Here is a 16851-nt window from a genome sequence, read left to right as displayed (position 1 = left end):
GGCGGGCCGCCCCGGTGCAGGAGGGCGGCCCGCCCGGCGGCGGGCGGATGCGGCTGCTGGTGGACCACGCCTGGATGCACGAGTACGGCGAGGCGCTGCCCACCTACCGGCCACCCGGCCTCGGCATCCCGCTCAAGCCCACGCAGCTCGTCAGGTGAGAGCGTTCAGGTACGCCCGGTGGCTCCGGGAGAACTCGAAGCCGTTGAACTTGTCCCAGTTGATCGACCAGGTCATCAGGCCGCGCAGGTTCGGGTATACGCCGCGCGGCCGGTAGGTGCCGCAGTTGGTCCCCTTGGCGAGGCAGTCGAACGCCTTCTGCACCTCCGCCACCGTGGTGAACCCGTTGCCCGCGTTCGGCGAGGCGGGCAGCCCGATGGCCACCTGGTCCTGGCGCAGCGGCGGGAACACGTTGCCCGCGTTGCCCATGATCGGGAAGCCGGCCAGCAGCATGTCCGTCATGGCCACGTGGAAGTCGTGCCCGCCCATCGTGTGGTACTGGCCGTCGAGGCCCATGATCGGGCCCGAGTTGTAGTCCTGCACGTGGAGCAGGGTCAGGTCGTTCCGCAGGGCGTGGATGACGGGCAGGTACGAGGCGCTCCTGCTGTCGGCCGTGCCGTTCGGCCCCGGGCCGTAGAACTGGTAGCCGAGCTGGACGAAGAACGTCTCCGGCGCCATGGTCAGCACGAACTTGGCTCCGTACCGGCTCTTGAGCGACTTCAGCGCCGAGATCAGGTTGACGACGACCGGGGTGGTCGGGTTCGCGAGGTTCGTGTCGCCGGGGTTGAGGTAGAGCGAGTGGCCCTCGAAGTCGATGTCCAGGCCGTCCAGGCCGTACCTGTCGATGATCGCGGACACCGACTCCACGAACTTGTCGCGGGCCGCCGCGGTCGTGAGCTGGACCTGGCCGTTCTGGCCGCCGATCGAGATCAGCACCTTCTTGCCCTGTGCCTGCTTGGCCCTGATGGCGGCGACGAAGTCGGCCTCGGGCTCGACGTTGGGGCACTCGGCCGCCGGGCACTGCCGGAACCTGATGTCGCCCGAGGTGACCGAGGTGGGTTCGCCGAAGGCGAGGTTGATGATGTCCCACTCGTTCGGCACCTCACTCATCCGGATATATCCGGATCCGTTGGCGAATGAGGCGTGCAGGTAGCCCACCATCACCCGCTTCGGCAGGCCGCCGCCCCCGCCGCCGCTCGTCGTGGTGCCGCTCGCCTCGGGGGTGTAGGCCGAGCAGTTGCCGGCGGCGTCGCAGGCGCGGACCTTGAAGCGGTACGTGGTGGCCGCGGCGAGCCCGGTGGCCTGGTGGCTCGTCCCGGTGACGGCGACCGGCGCCCCGCCGTCGCGGGAGACCTCGTAGCGGGCCACCCCGACGTTGTCCGTGGCCGCCGCCCAGCTCACGGTGAGGCTGGAGCTCGTGGCGCCGCCGACGGACACGTTGCCGGGGACCGTCGGCGCCTGGGTGTCCGGGGTGCCGCCGGGGCCGTCGAGCACCACGTCGTCGGCCAGGTAGGCGCCCTGGCCGTACCAGCCGTTGACGTACACCGTCACGGACGTGGTCGAGGCGCCGGTGGTGAAGGAGGTCTTGAGCTGGCTCCACGCCGCGCCCGGCGCGCCCCACGTCTGCGGGTCGGTGCCGCCGGTGCCGGTGGCGCCGAGGAAGACGTAGTTGCCCTGGACCCAGGCCGAGAGCTGGTAGGCGGTGTTCGGCTTGACGGTGACGGTCTGCTGGCAGCGGGCGTAGTCGCTGCCCTGCGGGGTGGCCTGGAGCGCGCGAGTGCCGCCGTGCACGGGTGACGACACGGCCTGCGCGCCGGACGTGGTGCCGCACGTCCAGCCGCTCAGCCCGGACTCGAAGCCGGGGTTGGCCAGGATGTTGGCGGCGGCCGCCGGCGTGGCGTGCAGCGCGACGAGCGCCAGGGCGAGCGCGACCGGTCCTCGGAGATTCATGCGATACCTCCACGCGCGGCCCGCCCCGGCGCGGGGGGCGGGCCGCTCAGCGGGTCAGAATCCGGCGGTGATGCGGGTGAACTCCCAGTTGGACTGGGAGATGCCACTGCAGTTGGAGACCACGCCGCCGCCCGGGCAGGGGCGGTCACGGTTGACGGCCCAGTAGGCGAGCCTGGTCAGGCCGTGCGACTTGGCCCAGTCGCGGATCTGCGTCCACGTGGACGGGGAGGTCGTCTCCTGCTGGTCGGACAGGCCGTTCATGCCCGAGATGCCCATGTGCGCGTACGCCTGGGCGTCGCTCCACCCGAACGCGCTCTTCAACGCGTTCTTCAGGCCCTCGGAGGCGTTGACCGTGTCCTGGTACATGTTCGAGCCGCCGAAGTCGAACGGCATGATCGTGTAGTTGTCGATCGGCACGCCGAGCGCCTTGGACTGGTTGATGAGCCGCACGCCGGGCGCGGTGGGGCCGGTCTTGGAGGTGCCGAAGGTGACGACGACCTTGACGTTCGGGTTGTTCTGCTTGACGATCTTGAGGCCGTTCAGGATGCGGTCCTGGACGGTGTAGTTCTCGAACTCGTCGGTGTTCTCGATGTCGAAGTCCACGACGGCGGGGCCGACGCCGTTGATGACCTGCTGCACCGCGTTGGCGAACGCCTGCGGCGTGGAGCAGTTGGGGCCGAGCTTGTTGCCCTGCCAGCCGCCGAAGGAGACCTGGACGCTGCCGCCCTTCGACTTGATCGTGTTGATGGCCTGCTGGTCGGCGCCGCCGGTCAGCGGGCGGTTGCCGTCCCACGCCGGGCTGCAGCCGCCGCCGGACAGGATGAACGCCATCGTGAACGACTTGACGCCGGTCGCGTCCATCACGGTGCCGGGGTTCGGCGGGTCGCCCCAGCCCATGTAGAGGTAGGGGGCGCCGGGCATCTTGGTCCCGCCGCCGCCGGTGCAGCCGCTGGTGGTGGCGGTCGCGTCACGGCCGGCCGACTCGCCCGCCGAGTTGTACGCCTTCACCGTGTAGGTGTGCGTCGTGCACGTGCCGAGCCCGGAGACGGTCGCGCTGGTGCCGGTGACCTGGGCCCGCTGCGTCGAGCCCTCGTACACGCGGTAGCCGGTCACGGTGCCGGACGAGGCGCCCCAGCTCAGCGAGATGCTGGAGTTCGTCACGGAGGTGTTGACCGATCCGGGCTGCCCGGGCGCGCCAGGGTTGCCGCCGCCGCCCGAGCCGACCTTCCAGAGGGCCGGCACGTTGGGCGGCTCCCAGCCGGGCTGCGAGGTGTGGGCCTGGATGCACACGTAGTCGACGCCGTTGTAGGTGACGACCGCGCCGATCGCGTACGAGGTCCACGGGGCCCAGGCGGCGGCCAGCTGCTGCACGGCCCCGAACGCGGCGGGCGTGGCGGTCGAGAATCCGGCGCCGGTCAGCGCGAGGGCGATCCCGGCGAGTAATGCGATGAGTTTGCTGCGAAATTTCATGGCATTCCCTGGAGGTGGGGCTTGACGGTCTTGGAGAAGGACCAGTTGTTGCTCGCGTCCCAGTTGATGGACCAGGTCATCGCGCCCCTGATGTCCGGATAGGCGCGCGGTGGCACGAAGGTCCCGCAGCTGGTGCGCTTGGCCAGGCAGTCGAGCGCCTGGTTGACGAGGGAGGGAGAGACGACGCCGCCGCCCGCCGCGCCCGGCCCGGCCGGCAGGCCCAGCGCCACCTGGTCGGGGCGCAGGCCGTTCTCGAGCTGGATGCACGCGAGGGCGGTCATGAAGTTCACCGAGCCCTGCCCGTACGCCTGCGCCTGGTCGCAGCCGAGCATGGACCCGGAGTTGTAGTACTGCGTGTGGACGACCGTGAGGATGTCCTTGATGCTCAGGGCGAGCTTGAAGTACTCCGCCCCGGTCGACTGCATGTCGATGGTCTGCGGGGCCATCGTGATGATCAGCCCGGAGCCGGCCTTCGCGCGCAGCGCCCGCAGCCCCTGGGCCATGTAGGTGGCGTTGAGGCCGTTCTCCAGGTCGATGTCCACGCCGTCGAAGCCGTAGGACTGCATCAGCGCGTACACCGAGTCGGCGAACTTCGTCGCGGCGGCGGCGCTCGCGACCTGCACGCGCCCGGCCTCGCCGCCCACGGACAGGATGACCTTCTTGCCCCGCTGGTGCAGGGCCTGCACGTCGGCCTTGAACTGGGCGTCGGTGTAGCCGCCGACCGCCGAGGAGAGCCCGGGGTCGAGCGCGAAGGCGACCTCGCCCGCGGTGGCGGTGGCCTCGCCGAACGCGATGGCGATCAGGTCGTACTCGTTGGGGACGGCCGACAGCTTGAGCTCGGCCGCGGCGTTGGCGAAGTTGTGCCAGTAGCCGGTGAGGAAGTGCTTGGGCAGCGTCCCGCCGCCCCCGGTGCAGCCGGTGGTGGTGGCGGTGACCGGGTCGCCGGCGTCCGACTCCCCGACGGAGTTGTACGCCTTGACGGTGTAGGTGTGGGTCTCGCAGGAGCCGAGCCCGCCGATCGTGGCCGAGGCGCCCGTGACCGTGGCCTTGACAACGGCGCCCTCGTAGACGCGGTAGCCGGTCACCGTGCCCGTGGACGCCCCCCACGTGAGGGAGATGGCGCTGCCGGTCGCGGTGGCCGAGGCGGCGCCCGGTCGGCCCGGGGCTCCGGCCGTCGAGCCACCGCACGAGGCCCCGTTCAGCGTGCAGCCGGTGATGCCGGGGAAGTTGCCGGGGCTGCCGTTGAAGCCGAAGCTCGCGCCGGCCCCGGGTGCGAGGGGGGAGGCCCAGCTCGGGTTGGTGAAGGTGTAGTGCTGCCCGCTGCGGGACATGACCGCGTCCCAGGCGGAGGGGATCGAGTAGCCCGCCGGGACGTCGAACTGGACGTTCCAGCCGTTCATGGCCGTGGTGGTGCCGTTGGTGACGGTGACCTTGCCCTCGAATCCGGAGCCCCAGTCGGAGACCTTGACGAAGGTCGCGGTGGCCCCGGCGGCGAGAGGAGCGGCCTGGGCCGGGAGGGCGTGCAAGGTGAGTGCGAGGGCGGAGAGTGCCAGGAGGATCGCGCGAGGTCTCACGAGTTCTTCCTTCAGGGGTGGCGTGCCGTACGGCTTGCACCGGGGGGTGAGAGCGCAAGCCGTACGGCACGGGCCCGTGGAGGTGGGCACGGGCCCTTGGGGGGTGTATGCGCGGACCGGTGATGTCGGAGGCTTACTTTTAGGAAAGTTTCCTAAGAGTTGTCGCGATCGTAGCCTTGACAGCCCGTCCTTACAAGACCCAAACATGAGTCCGCCGCACAGGACCGGGATCCTGTGCGGCGGAGTGACGGAGCGGATTACGGCTGCTGGGTGATCTTGACGTCGTCCACGCCGGCCTCCACCAGGGAGGCCCCCGAGGCGTCGGCGGCGTCGATGAGGATGCGGACCGTCTGGCCCGCGAACGCGTTCAGACTGGCCGTCGCGGTGGCCCAGGCGCCGTTGCGGTTGGACGCCGCGCCCGCCTGGTTCAGGACCGTCGTGGTGGTGTTGCCCACCACGCGGACGCGGAAGTAGTCGGCGCTGGAGGCGTTCGAGCCGTGCGCCAGGTACCACGAGAACGACAGGTTCAGCGCGCCCGTGGACGGGAGCGTGATGGGCGGCGACTGGATCGAGGTGACGCCGCCGTCGATGTCGAAGTCACCGGCGGCCGAGCCCGCCAGGCGGCCCGTGACCAGGTCGTTCGTGCCGCTGACCGTGGTGCCGAGCTGCTTGGCGCCGCTGGAGTTGGTGTCCTCGGGGTCGCCGCGCTCCCACTGGCCGGTGGTGGCGGTGTCGGCGCTCGACGGGTTGACCGTCCAGCCCGTGGCCGTCTCGAAGGTGTCGGAGTAGACGGTCACCGGCGGGTTGCCCGTGCCGCAGTACTGGGACTCCTTGCCGATGATCCGGTAGACGCAGTCCGAGTATTCGAGGAAGCGGAGCACGGCCTCCCTGTTGCGGGTGGTCTGCGGGACGATCTGCTCGTCCGGCGGGTAGAAGCCGGGGTTCGAGCCGGTCGGGTACATCTCGAACGTGAAGCTGAAGATCTTGTAGGCGCCCCACATCCAGTCGTCGATGGTCCCGTCCGTGATGTAGAGGTCGCTGGCCTGCTCGGGCGTGTAGTTGTTGGTGGAGGCCAGGTTCTGGCCGAGCGTGGCGTGCGCGTCCCGGTCGTCCTGGGTCAGGCCGGGCGCGGTGTCGCTGAGGGTGTAGCCGTAGGGCCACAGGACCAGTTCGCTGTAGGTGTGCCAGTCGAGGTTGGTCTTGATCTGCTGCACGCCGCCGACGACCCGGCTGCGCACCCAGTTGGCCGCCGCCTTGATCTCGGGGGCCGATTCGGCGCTCGCGCCCCGGTACGTCTCGCTGGACGTCGAGCCCGACGAGCCGCCGCAGCAGCCCCAGTTGTAGGCCCAGTTGCGGTTCAGGTCGGTGCCGACGGCCGACGAGCCGGAGTTCGGCTGCCGGTTCTTGCGCCAGGAGCGGTAGGAGCCGGTGGCGATGTCGTACTCGCCGCCGTCCGGGTTGAGGTCCGGCATGATCCAGATCTCTCTGGTGTTGACCAGGTTGGTGATCCGGGAGTCCGTGCCGTAGTTGTCGGCCAGCAGGTGCATGATGTACAGCGCCATCTCGACCGTCAGGTGCTCGCGGGCGTGCTGATGCGCGGTGAAGAGCACCTCGGGCTCGTTCTCGTCCGTGCCCACGTTGTCGCTGATCTTGATCAGGGGCAGCGCCCGGCCCTCGTACGAGGTGCCGAACGTGGACTGGCTGACGATGTTCGGATGCGCCGCGACCAGGGCGTTGATGTCCGCGTTCATCTCCGCGTAGTTGTGGTAGCCGGAGTCCGCCGGCGGGAAGTCAAGCGTCCCGACGCCGGACGGGGATGTCGGGCGCGGCACCTCCGCCACCCGGTAGCCGAGCCGCCTGATGGCGGAGACCTCGGCTGCCGTGGCCGTGACCAGGACCGAATCCTTGGCCACCTCTTCGATGGCCGCTCCGGTGGCCGCGACGGCGCTGCGCTGCCGCGCGTCCGCCGGGCCCTGCACGCGGTACTGCTTGTTGGCCGGGGGCTCCGCGGCGGCGCCCGCCCCTGACATGCCGGTCAGGCTGATCAGGCTGAGGGCTGCCAGCAGGATGACTAATCGGTGTCGCACCTCGTCCTCCTCGGGCGCTCGGGATCGGGTGGTGTCCGGCGCCTGACCCGAGATTGAAGACGTTGCCTCACGGAGGAAAGGCCCAAAGTTACGGACATGCACCATCCCCCTGACAGGTCGATGCCAGGTGGATGCCAGCGGGCCCGGACACCCTCGGAGACATGAAGTACGCGATCGAAGCCGAAGGGCTCGTCAAGAGATACGGCGACAAGAGCGCGCTCGACGGCGTCGACCTGGCGGCGCGGACCGGCTCCGTGCTCGGGGTCCTGGGCCCGAACGGCGCGGGCAAGACCACGGCGGTGCGCGTCCTGGCCACCCTGGCCCGCCCCGACGCGGGCCGCGCCCTGGTCGGCGGGTACGACGTCACCCGCCAGGCCGCGAAGGTCCGCGAGCTGATCGGCCTGACCGGCCAGTACGCCTCGGTGGACGAGAAGCTCACCGGCACCCAGAACCTGCTGCTGATAGGCCGCCTGCTCGGCCTGTCGCGACCGGCGGCCAGGGGCAGGGCCAAGGAGCTGCTGGCCCGATTCGGCCTGGAGGAGGCGGCCGACCGCGCGGCGAGCGGCTACTCGGGCGGCATGCGCCGCCGCCTCGACCTGGCCGTCAGCCTGGTGAGCCGCCCCCGGATCCTGTTCCTCGACGAGCCGACCACCGGCCTGGACCCCCATGCCCGGGGTGAGCTGTGGGACGTGGTCAGGGAGCTGACCGCCGACGGCGTGACCGTGCTGCTGACCACGCAGTACCTGGAGGAGGCCGACCAGCTCGCCGACGACCTGCTGGTCATCGACCGGGGCCGGGTCGCGGCGTCCGGCACGCCCGCGGAGCTCAAGGCGCTGGCGGGCGGGCACCGGCTCGACGTACGGCCGCTGCGCGCCGCCGACCTGGAGAAGGCCGAGACCATCCTCGGCGCGAAGGCCGCCGACGGCGTGGTCAGCGTCCCGGTGCACGACCTCTCGGCGCCGCCCGCCCTGCTGAGGGACCTGGACGACGCGGGCATCGTGCTCGCCGAGCACGCTCTGCGCCTGCCCTCCCTCGACGACGTCTTCCTCACCCTGACCGGAGACCACCGATGACCACCGCGCTCTCCCAGGGCCTCACGCTCGCCTGGCGCAGCCTGATCCCCCTGAAGAACCATCCCGGCCAGCTCTTCGGCCTGCTCTTCCAGCCCGTTTTCATGATCGTCATCTTCGTGTACCTATTCGGCGGGGCGGCCGGCGGCGACCGGGCGGGCGCGGTGGCGTACATGCTGCCCGGCGTGCTCGTCCAGGTGGCGCTGATGTCGACGATCACCACCGGCATGAACCTGGCCACCGACATCGGCAACGGCGTGTTCGACCGGTTCAGGACCATGCCGATCGCCAGGTCCGCGCCGCTGGCGGGCCGCATCCTGGCGGACCTGCTCACGCTGCTGATCACCATCGTGATGTCCATGGTCGTCGGGTACGCCGTCGGTTTCCGCGTCACGACCGGCCCGCTGAGCGCGTTGGCCGGGCTCGGGCTGGTGCTGCTGCTGGCCATGGCGCTGAGCTGGGGCTCGGCCTGGATCGGGCTGGTGGCCAAGTCCGTCACGTCCATGCAGGGGATGGCGACGGCCGTGCTGCTGCCGCTCACGTTCGGCAGCAGCGCCTTCGTCCCCGCCACCGACATGCCCGGCTGGCTGAGCTGGTGGATGGGCGTCAACCCCGTCTCCCATCTGGCCGGCGCCCTGCGCGGGCTGCTGACCGGGGGCCTGCACCCCTCCGACGTGTGGATCACGCTCGGCTGGACCGCCGCCCTGCTCGTCCTCTTCGCGCCCCTTGCCCTTCGTGCTTACAACAGGAGAGTCCGATGATCGAGACCACCGAGACCATGACCACCCGTGACGGCGCCGAGCTGGTGGCGACGCTGTGGCGGCCGGCCGAGGGCGGGCGCTTCCCCGTGCTGCTGTCGCGCACCCCGTACGGCCGGGGCGCCACGGGTCCCGGGTACCACCTCGACGTGCCCCGCCTGGTGGCGGCCGGGTACGCGGTCGCCATCCAGGACGTCCGCGGGACCGGCGCCTCGCAGGGCGAGTTCCGGTTCATCGGCGGCGAGGCGGCCGACGGATACGACGCGGTCCGGTGGGCGGCGACCGCACCCTGGTCCGACGGAAATGTCGGTATGTATGGGGACTCGTACCTGGCCATCACCCAGCTCCTCGCGGCCCAGGAGCGCCCCGAGGGCCTGAAGGCCGTCGCGCCGCACGTCTCCCCCGCCGGCCTGTACGAGTGCGTCTACCAGCCGGGCGGCGTCCCCAACCTCAACATCATCCTCACCGTCAGCGCGATGGTGCTGGCCGTGGACGAGCTGGACCGCCGGATCGCGCTCGGCACGGCCACGGAGGAGGACAAGGGCAGGTACCTGGCGGCCATCGGCCTGCCCCACGGGCTCGACGAGCGCCTGAGGGAGCTGTCGGAGCGGCTGCCGCTCAGCGACCAGCCGCTGCTGGCCGACCTGGTGCCCTTCTACTCGACGTGGATGGACACCCCCGACCCCCTCGACCCGCTCTGGAGGGGCGGCGTCGTCCGGCACGGCGACATCGAGGTGCCCGCGCTGGTCAGCACCGGCTGGTACGACTACTTCCGCGACGGCTCCATCGAGCACTTCGAGCGGCTGGGCGGGGAGTCCCGGCTGATCGTGGGCCCGTGGACGCACTTCACGCACGAGCGGGACATCTGCGGGCGCGACTACGGCGACCAGGCGAGCCAGGAGGCGATCGACTGGACCGGGGTGCACCTCGACTGGTTCGACCACTGGCTGCGCGGGGCGCCCCTGCGCGACCGCGCGAAAGTGAAGATCTTCGTGATGGGCGACGACACGTGGCGCGAGGAGGACGACTGGCCCGTCCGGCGGGCCAGGCCCGTGCCGTACCACCTGGGCTTCGACGGCGGGCTCGGCACGACGCCCGGGGAGGGCGGGTCGGCGGAGTTCGTCAGCGACCCGGGCGACCCGGTGCCGACGGTCGGCGGGGCGGTCATGACGTTCGCCGCGTTCGGCCCGCTCGACCAGCGGCCGCTCGACGGACGCGGTGACGTCCTGCGCCACCGGACGGCGCCCCTCACCGAGCGGGTGGAGGTGAGCGGCCCGGTCGAACTGGTCGCGCGGGTCTCCTCGACCGCCACGAGCGCCGACGTGACGGCCAAGCTGATCGACGTCCACCCCGACGGGCGCGCCGAGCTGCTGACCGACGGCATCGCCAGGGTGACGGGCCTGGTGCCCGGCGAGGTGCGCGAGGTGACGGTGCCGCTGGGCGCGATCTCGAACGCCTTCCTGCCCGGGCACCGGATCAGGATCGACGTGTCGGGCTCGAACTTCCCCCGATTCGGGCGGAACCTGGACAAGGGCACCACCACCCTGCACGGCCCCTCCTACGTCGTGCTGCCGACCATCCCGTAGACCTCCTGCCTGGACATGGCCGCGCCCTTGGCGAAGCACTCGTCGTAGTGCTCGTCACCGAGCGCGGCCCTGGCCGTCCGCGCGCCCTCCACGGTGTCGGGCGAGATGTCGCACGGCTCGATCGCCGCCGACGCCCCGAACAGCACGGCCGCCCGCTCCTGGTCGCCCTCGACCTGCGCGGCCAGCGCGAACCCGGCCAGCACCTGCGACTGCAGCGGCCGGTCCGGGCTGGACGTGCCCAGCACGTCGAGGGCCAGGCGGTGCTGTTCGAGCGCGGCGGCCAGGTCGCCGGCGCGGGCCAGCGCCCGGCCGTACGCGGTCCTGAGCGCGGCGGCCAGTTGCGCCATCGGCGGGGCCTCGGCGAGCACGGGGAACAGCCCGCGGTAGATCTCCAGGCCCCGGTCCAGGTCGCCGAGGTGGCAGGCGTGCGCGGCCTCGGCCAGGCCGAGCAGCAGCCGCGTGTACGCCGTCGTCTCCCCGTCGATGCTGGCCCTGGCCCTGTCCAGGTCCTCGCGCGCGCCGTCCAGGTCGCCGGTCCGCAGCCGCAGCTCCGCCAGCCTGAGCAGCGTCGAGATCGCCTCGTCCGACCCGACCCAGCGGCTGGTCAGCGACCAGGTCTCGGCGATCAGGTCGTCCGCCGGCGCACCCCTGGCGGCCCGCACCTCGGCCAGGCCCAGCAGCGCCTCGCTCAGCCCCCACCGGTCCCCGAGCTGCCTGAACCCGGCCACCGACCGCTCCAGCCGCTCCTCGCTGCGCATCCGACCGCCGACCATGAGGGCGGAGCTGGACAACCAGAGATCGTCGCTTTCGATGTACGCCTCGATCAGCTCGGCGGCACGGTCGTCCTCTCCCGCGGCGGCGGCCATGACGGCCCTGCTGAGCCTGATCATCGGATGCAGCGGCCCCTCCCGCTCGGCCCGCTCGATCAGCCGGTCCATCAGCCCCGACAGCGCCTGCATGGCGGGCCGGTCGTTGACGATCGTGCCGAACTTGTCCACGCCGTACGCGAACATGCACGCCGTGTACGCCTCGGCCAGACCGGGAGGCGGATCGTCGCCCACCAGCTCCATCACCTGCGCGGCCCAGGTCGCGCTCTCCTTCCGGTAGCCGGTCATCCACCAGTACCAGTTCAGCGCCGCGCACAGCCGCAGCGCCGACCGGGCGTCCCGCTCGTCGATGACGTACCGCAGCGCCGCGGCGAAGTCGTCGCGCTCGGGGGACAGCCGCTCGATCCAGGCGATCTGCGCGGCCGTCCGCAGCTCGGGCACCGCCCGTTCGGCCAGGTCCACCAGGTACGCCGCGTGCCGCCGCCGGTACTCGCCGACCTCGTCCGCCTCCGCCAGCCGTTCGAGCGCGTAGGCGCGGATGGTCTCCAGCATCGAGTAGCGGCCCTCGGCCGAGACCTGGACCAGCGACTTGTCGGCCAGCGCGCCCAGCACGTCCGCCGCTCCCCCGCAGACCGCCTCGACGGCCTCCAGCGTCGCGCCGCCCGCGAACACGCCCAGCCGCCTGGCCAGCACCCGCTCCTGCTCGCCCAGGAGCTCCCAGCTCCACTCCACGACCGCTCTGAGCGTCTGCTGGCGCGGCAGCGCGGTCCTGCTGCCGCCGGTGAGCAGCTTGAACCGGTCGTCGATGCGGTCGGCGAGCTGCCTCGGCGTCATGGTGCGCAGCCGGGCCGCGGCCAGCTCGATGGCCAGCGGCATGCCGTCCAGCCTGCGGCAGAGCGCCACCACGGAGGCCACGTTCCCGCCGTCGACGGCGAACCCCGGCCGCGCGGCCCCGGCCCGGTCGAGCAGCAGCCGGACCGACGGGTACGCCCCCGCCTGCTCGGCGCTCGCCCCCACGGGCGGCGGCTCCAGCGGCGGGACGGGAGCGAGGTGCTCGCCCGGCAGGTTGAGCGGCTCCCGGCTGGTGGCCAGCACCCTCAGGTCCTGGCACTCCGTCAGCAGCCGCTCGGCCAGCTCGGCGGCGGCGTCGACGAGGTGCTCGCAGTTGTCCAGGACGAGCAGCGCGGAGCGGCCCGCGAGGGCCTCGGCCACCTGCTCCACCGGGCCGCTCCCTCCGGCGGGCAGCCGGTACGGCGGGCGGTCGTCACGCAGGCCGAGCGCGTCGAGCACGGCGCCCGCGACGTCGGCCGGGTCGCTGACCGGGGCCAGCTCGACCATCCAGACCGCCTCGGCCGACCGGAGCGCCACCTCCGTGGCCAGCCTGGTCTTGCCCGCGCCGCCGGGGCCGACGAGCGTGACGATCCTGGCCCGGCCGAGCAGGGTGCCCAGCTGGTCCAGCTCGGCCTCGCGGCCGATGAAGCTGGTCCTCGGGGTGCGTACGTTGCCCCGCTGCCTGACCTGGGCCATCGGGGGCGCCGGGCGTGCCGGGACTTCTCCCGACAGGACGGCCAGATGGGCGGCGCGCAGCTCGGGCCCGGGATCGACGCCGAGCTCGTCGGCGAGCGTGCGGCGGGTGCGCTCGAACAGCTCCAGCGCCTCCGCCTGCCGCCCCTCCGCGGCGAGCGCCCGCATGGCCAGCGCGCCCAGCCGCTCACGCAGCGGGTGCGCGGCGACCTCCGACGTCAGATCGACCGGCGCGCCCGCCGCCAGCCCGGCCTCGGCGCGGGCCTCGACGGCGGAGAGCCGGTCCTGCTCCAGGGCGGCGGCCGCGTTCGCCAGGAGCGGCACGGAGGTCAGATCGGCCAGCGCCGGTCCCCGCCAGAGCTCCAGGCCGTCTCCAGTTCCGGCCCCATTTCCGGCCCCATTTCCGGCCCCTTTCGCGGCCGTCCGCCTGAACCGCAGGGCGTCCACGTCGTCGGGGGCCACGGCCAGCGCGTAACCGCCCGGCCTGCTCTCCACCACCTCGTACGGGCGAAGCGCCACCCGCAGCCGCCTGACCAGCGTCTGGAGCGCGTTGGCCGCGTTGGCGGGCGGGGCGTCCGGCCAGAGGGCGTCGATCAGCCGCTCGGTCGTGACGGTATGGCCGGCTTCGAGCGCCAGCACGGCCAGGAGCGCCCGCAGTCGGAACCCACCGACCGCGATCGGTCCCCCGTCGCCCTCGACCTCCAGCGGCCCGAGAATGCAAATCCGCACATGTCACATCCTGCCCTGCCCCTCCGCCCTTCGGGTGAAAGGTCCGGCCAGGGTCCGGGGAGGACCCTGGCCGGACCGGAAGGGGTCAGAAGTCGTCAGGGGTGCGGATGCGATCCCGGACCCAGACCCCGGCGGGCTTGAGGCGGGAGGTGCCGGCGAAGGTGCCGTTCGGGCAGGTGCCCTCGGTGAAGACGGCGCCCGAGCGGAAGTCGTCCGAGTAGTTCCAGTTCACCCAGCTGATCTTCTTCTGGGCCAGCAGATCGAGGTACTGCTGCGACCGCGTGAAGTTGTTCGACCCGTCCCCGGAGGCCGTCTGGGTGCCGAACTCCGTGACGAAGATCGGGATCCGGTCGGCGGCCCTGGACAGCGTGTTGAGGTATTCGCTGCCATGAGAGGCCGCGTAGAAGTGGAACGTGTACATGATGTTGGTGGCGTTGACCGGGTTGCTGATGATCTCGGACTCGGTCGCCCCGTCGGAGACGCCCAGCGACGACCAGGCTCGGGTGCCGACCAGGATCGGGGTCTCCGGGTCGTACTGCCTGATCACCGGGATGAGCTGGTTGGCGTAGTTCCTGATGGTGGACCAGGAGACGCCGTTGGGCTCGTTGGCGATCTCGTAGAGCAGGTTGTTCTTGCCGTTGTGCCGCTGGGCGATCTCGGTGAAGAACGTCTTGGCCCGCGACAGGTTGTAGTTGGGGTCGCCCGGGTCGAGCATGTGCCAGTCGACGATGGCGTACATGCCGCGGGCGGTGGCCTGCTCGATCAGGTTGTGCACCCGGTCGGTGAACAGCCGGGGGTTGGTCTCGTAACCGTCCTCCTGGATGTACATGGAGATCCGCAGGACGTCGGCCTTCCAGTCGTTGGCCAGCGCGTCCAGGGAGGCGGTGTTGAGGCACTGGGAGTACCACTGCAGGCCGTGGCTGCTCATGCCGCGCAGCTGGATCTGCTTGCCGTGCTCGTTGCACAGCTTGACCCCGCACACCTGCAGTTGCCCGTTGGCCTGGACGGGCGTGCCGGTGCCGGAGGGGGTGCCGAGGACCAGGCGGTCGAGGTTCGGGCCGCCGTTGGCGGTGGTGGCGGTGGCGCGGACGGTGTTGGTCCCGGCGTTGAGCGTGGTGGTGACCGTGGCCTCCTGCCAGGTGGTCCAGGCGCCGGTGCCGGGGAAGTCCCTGGTGGTGGCGGTGCCGTTCACGGCGATGGCCATCGGACGATTCACGGTCGTGCCGTTGGCGTACCTCAGGGTGAGGGTGGCGGGGCCGGCGGTGGCGGCGTCCACGGCGAACTCGACGTACGAGCCGGTGGTGTTGTCGTAGTTGACGAACCCGGTGCCGCTGTAGCCGGCGTGGTTCGACTCGACCACGCCTTGGGAGACGGTGGCGTTCTCGGCCTCGTACGTGGTCGCGGCCTGCGCTGGGGCTGCTTGCAAGGAGGCGGCGACGATCGCGGCGATGGCGGCGAGCCGCACGGATCGATGCATGGGGGTGAGCTCCTCACTCGTTCATTAGGAAACCTTACTAACGAGTATGGGGAGCGTAGATCGGACCTCCACCGGAGGACAAGACCCAAATTGACGCGAGCAGTCAAAGGGCGCGGTCCACGTGGCCACCCCTAGCCACGCGAACCGCGCCCATCTCGAACGGCGAACCCACGGACAGCAGCGCCGCCAGCCCCAGCGCATCAGCGAGCCCACCTGCATTCCATAGTAAACACATAGGGATTGACGGTAAAGCCCGAAGGTTTACAGGGTCCGGCTTTCGTGATGGATTCGGGAAATGAGCGTGCAGGGCACTTGCGACTCCCGGTTCTTCCAGGTCGCGGAGGAGTTCGAGGGCAACCTCGCCCGCCGCGGCGAGGTGGGCGCGTAGCGGCCACGGCAAGGGCCGGACGCTCGTCCGGCACCTGCTCGCCCACCAGGCCGTGCTGCCCGTGCTGCGCGAGCAGCCGACGATCCCCGCCGACCCGCCCGCGACGCCGCCCTCCTTCTACGTCAAGGCGTTCACGGACCCGGCCTCGGTGCCCGCGCTGCTGCTCGCGAACGAGGGCGGCTACATGACGCCCGGCGAGTCGGACAGCCGGGCGGCGCACGCGGCCGAGTTCGGGGCCATCGGGGCGATCACGAACGCCCGGGGCCTGGCCGGGATGTACCGGCCGCTGTCGCTGGGCGGCGGCGACCTGGTCACCGGGGAGCACCTGGTCCACATGTCGCTCACCGCCTCGGCGGGCACCGACGCCGTGCTGGCGGTGCCGTCGCGGTTCTCGCTCGGCTTCGTGAAGGCGGCGGACAACCGCCACCTGCCGCCCGCCGACCAGGAGGGCGCGCTCCTGTCGGCGACCGCGTTCGGACACGTGGGCATGGGCGGCTCGGTCGGCTTCTGCGACCCGGCGGCACGCCTGGCGTTCGGCTACTCGATGAACAAGCAGGGCATCGGCCTCGGGATCAACGCGCGCGGCCAGGCGCTGGTGGACGCCACGTACCGGGCGCTCGGCTACAGGCAGGTATACGGCGGGATATGGTACGCGCCAGGCGAGATATCGTGATGTGCGGTTTGGTCCTCCCCCTGGAGTAAGACGCATGTTCTTCGGCATCAACAATTTCTGGACCTATGTCATCGGCGCCTTGCTGATCATTCTGCTGCCCGGCCCGAACTCGCTCTATGTGCTCAGCTTCGCCGCCCAGAACGGCGTCCGCCAGGGCTACCGGGCCGCGGCCGGCGTCTTCATCGGCGACACCGTGCTGATGTTCCTGACCGCCGCCGGCGCCGCGTCCCTGCTCCGCTCCAACCCGCTGCTCTTCACGATCGTCAAGTACGCCGGCGCCGGCTACCTGGCGTGGATCGGCTTCCAGATGATCAGGGGCGCCTGGCGATCGAGGATGGCGACCGAGGAGGAGAAGCCGCAGGTCAAGATGGAGCGCCAGCCGCGCCCGTTCCGCAAGGCCCTGGTGATCAGCCTGCTGAACCCGAAGGCCATCCTCTTCTTCGTCTCGTTCTTCGTCCAGTTCGTCGACCCGGGTTACGCGACCCCCGCGCTGTCGTTCCTCATCCTGGGCGCGATCATCCAGGTGTTCAGCTTCCTCTACCTGACGGCGCTGATCTTCGGCGGGACCTTCCTGGCCAACCAGTTCAGCCGGCGCAGGAAGCTCAGCGCCGGTCTGACCACCGGAGTCGGCGCTCTGTTCCTCGGATTCGGCGCGAAGCTCGCCACTTCGTCACTCAGTTGAAAGCCTGCCGTAAGACCTCGCTGTTTTCGTGGAAACAGATGGAACGCGTCAAAAGAGGC

General features: G+C 71.0%; 11 protein-coding genes. 5 read left to right on the top strand and 6 right to left on the bottom strand.

The window, feature by feature from the left end; all coding sequences use genetic code 11:
• Positions 1–150: 150 nt before the first annotated feature.
• The 4 genes from ACWDX9_RS34675 to ACWDX9_RS34660 all read right to left on the bottom strand — a co-directional run bounded on the left by ACWDX9_RS34675 (position 151) and on the right by ACWDX9_RS34660 (position 7078).
• Positions 151–1947, bottom strand: coding sequence for a chitinase (locus tag ACWDX9_RS34675; RefSeq protein ID WP_449961478.1), 1797 nt, complete (start codon positions 1945–1947; stop codon positions 151–153).
• Positions 1948–2001: 54 nt separating this feature from the next.
• Positions 2002–3417, bottom strand: coding sequence for a carbohydrate-binding protein (locus ACWDX9_RS34670; RefSeq protein ID WP_449961475.1), 1416 nt, complete (start codon positions 3415–3417; stop codon positions 2002–2004).
• Positions 3414–4991, bottom strand: coding sequence for a chitinase (locus tag ACWDX9_RS34665; RefSeq protein WP_449961472.1), 1578 nt, complete (start codon positions 4989–4991; stop codon positions 3414–3416). Before ACWDX9_RS34665 ends, ACWDX9_RS34670 begins: the two co-directional genes overlap by 4 nt.
• Positions 4992–5248: 257 nt before the next feature.
• Positions 5249–7078, bottom strand: coding sequence for a M14 family zinc carboxypeptidase (locus ACWDX9_RS34660; protein ID WP_449961469.1), 1830 nt, complete (start codon positions 7076–7078; stop codon positions 5249–5251).
• 161 nt (positions 7079–7239) lie between these two features.
• Between ACWDX9_RS34660 and ACWDX9_RS34655 the strand changes: the two genes are divergently transcribed.
• Genes ACWDX9_RS34655 through ACWDX9_RS34645 form a run of 3 tightly spaced genes read left to right on the top strand, consistent with a single transcriptional unit; the run spans position 7240 to position 10492 of the window.
• Positions 7240–8151: an ATP-binding cassette domain-containing protein gene (locus ACWDX9_RS34655; RefSeq protein ID WP_449961466.1), complete on the top strand. Its 912-nt coding sequence runs from the start codon at positions 7240–7242 to the stop codon at positions 8149–8151.
• Positions 8148–8909, top strand: coding sequence for an ABC transporter permease (locus tag ACWDX9_RS34650; protein WP_364250522.1), 762 nt, complete (start codon positions 8148–8150; stop codon positions 8907–8909). The genes ACWDX9_RS34655 and ACWDX9_RS34650 overlap by 4 nt, the downstream gene beginning before the upstream one ends.
• Complete coding sequence (locus ACWDX9_RS34645) at positions 8906–10492, top strand: CocE/NonD family hydrolase (RefSeq protein WP_449961463.1); 1587 nt, start codon at positions 8906–8908, stop codon at positions 10490–10492. The genes ACWDX9_RS34650 and ACWDX9_RS34645 overlap by 4 nt, the downstream gene beginning before the upstream one ends.
• Here the strand turns inward: ACWDX9_RS34645 and ACWDX9_RS34640 are convergent.
• Both ACWDX9_RS34640 and ACWDX9_RS34635 read right to left on the bottom strand, forming a co-directional pair.
• Complete coding sequence (locus ACWDX9_RS34640; protein ID WP_449961462.1) at positions 10465–13572, bottom strand: ATP-binding protein; 3108 nt, start codon at positions 13570–13572, stop codon at positions 10465–10467. The two genes, ACWDX9_RS34645 and ACWDX9_RS34640, sit on opposite strands and share 28 nt — an antisense overlap.
• A gap of 85 nt (positions 13573–13657) precedes the next feature.
• A complete protein-coding gene (locus ACWDX9_RS34635) occupies positions 13658–15049 on the bottom strand; it encodes a cellulase family glycosylhydrolase (protein ID WP_449961460.1) in 1392 nt (463 codons plus the stop codon).
• Positions 15050–15489: 440 nt separating this feature from the next.
• On the opposite strand from ACWDX9_RS34635, the gene ACWDX9_RS34630 reads away from it, so the two are divergent.
• Both ACWDX9_RS34630 and leuE read left to right on the top strand, forming a co-directional pair.
• Positions 15490–16110, top strand: coding sequence for a serine hydrolase (locus ACWDX9_RS34630; protein ID WP_449961457.1), 621 nt, complete (start codon positions 15490–15492; stop codon positions 16108–16110).
• A gap of 34 nt (positions 16111–16144) precedes the next feature.
• Positions 16145–16792 (top strand): leucine efflux protein LeuE, encoded by a 648-nt coding sequence (gene leuE, locus ACWDX9_RS34625; protein WP_449961455.1) that lies wholly within the window; start codon positions 16145–16147, stop codon positions 16790–16792.
• Positions 16793–16851 lie beyond the last annotated feature (59 nt).

Source organism: Nonomuraea sp. NPDC003201 (genome assembly GCF_053590415.1).
Note: the sequence above shows the minus strand (reverse complement) of the source record. Positions and strands in the feature narration are given on the sequence as shown.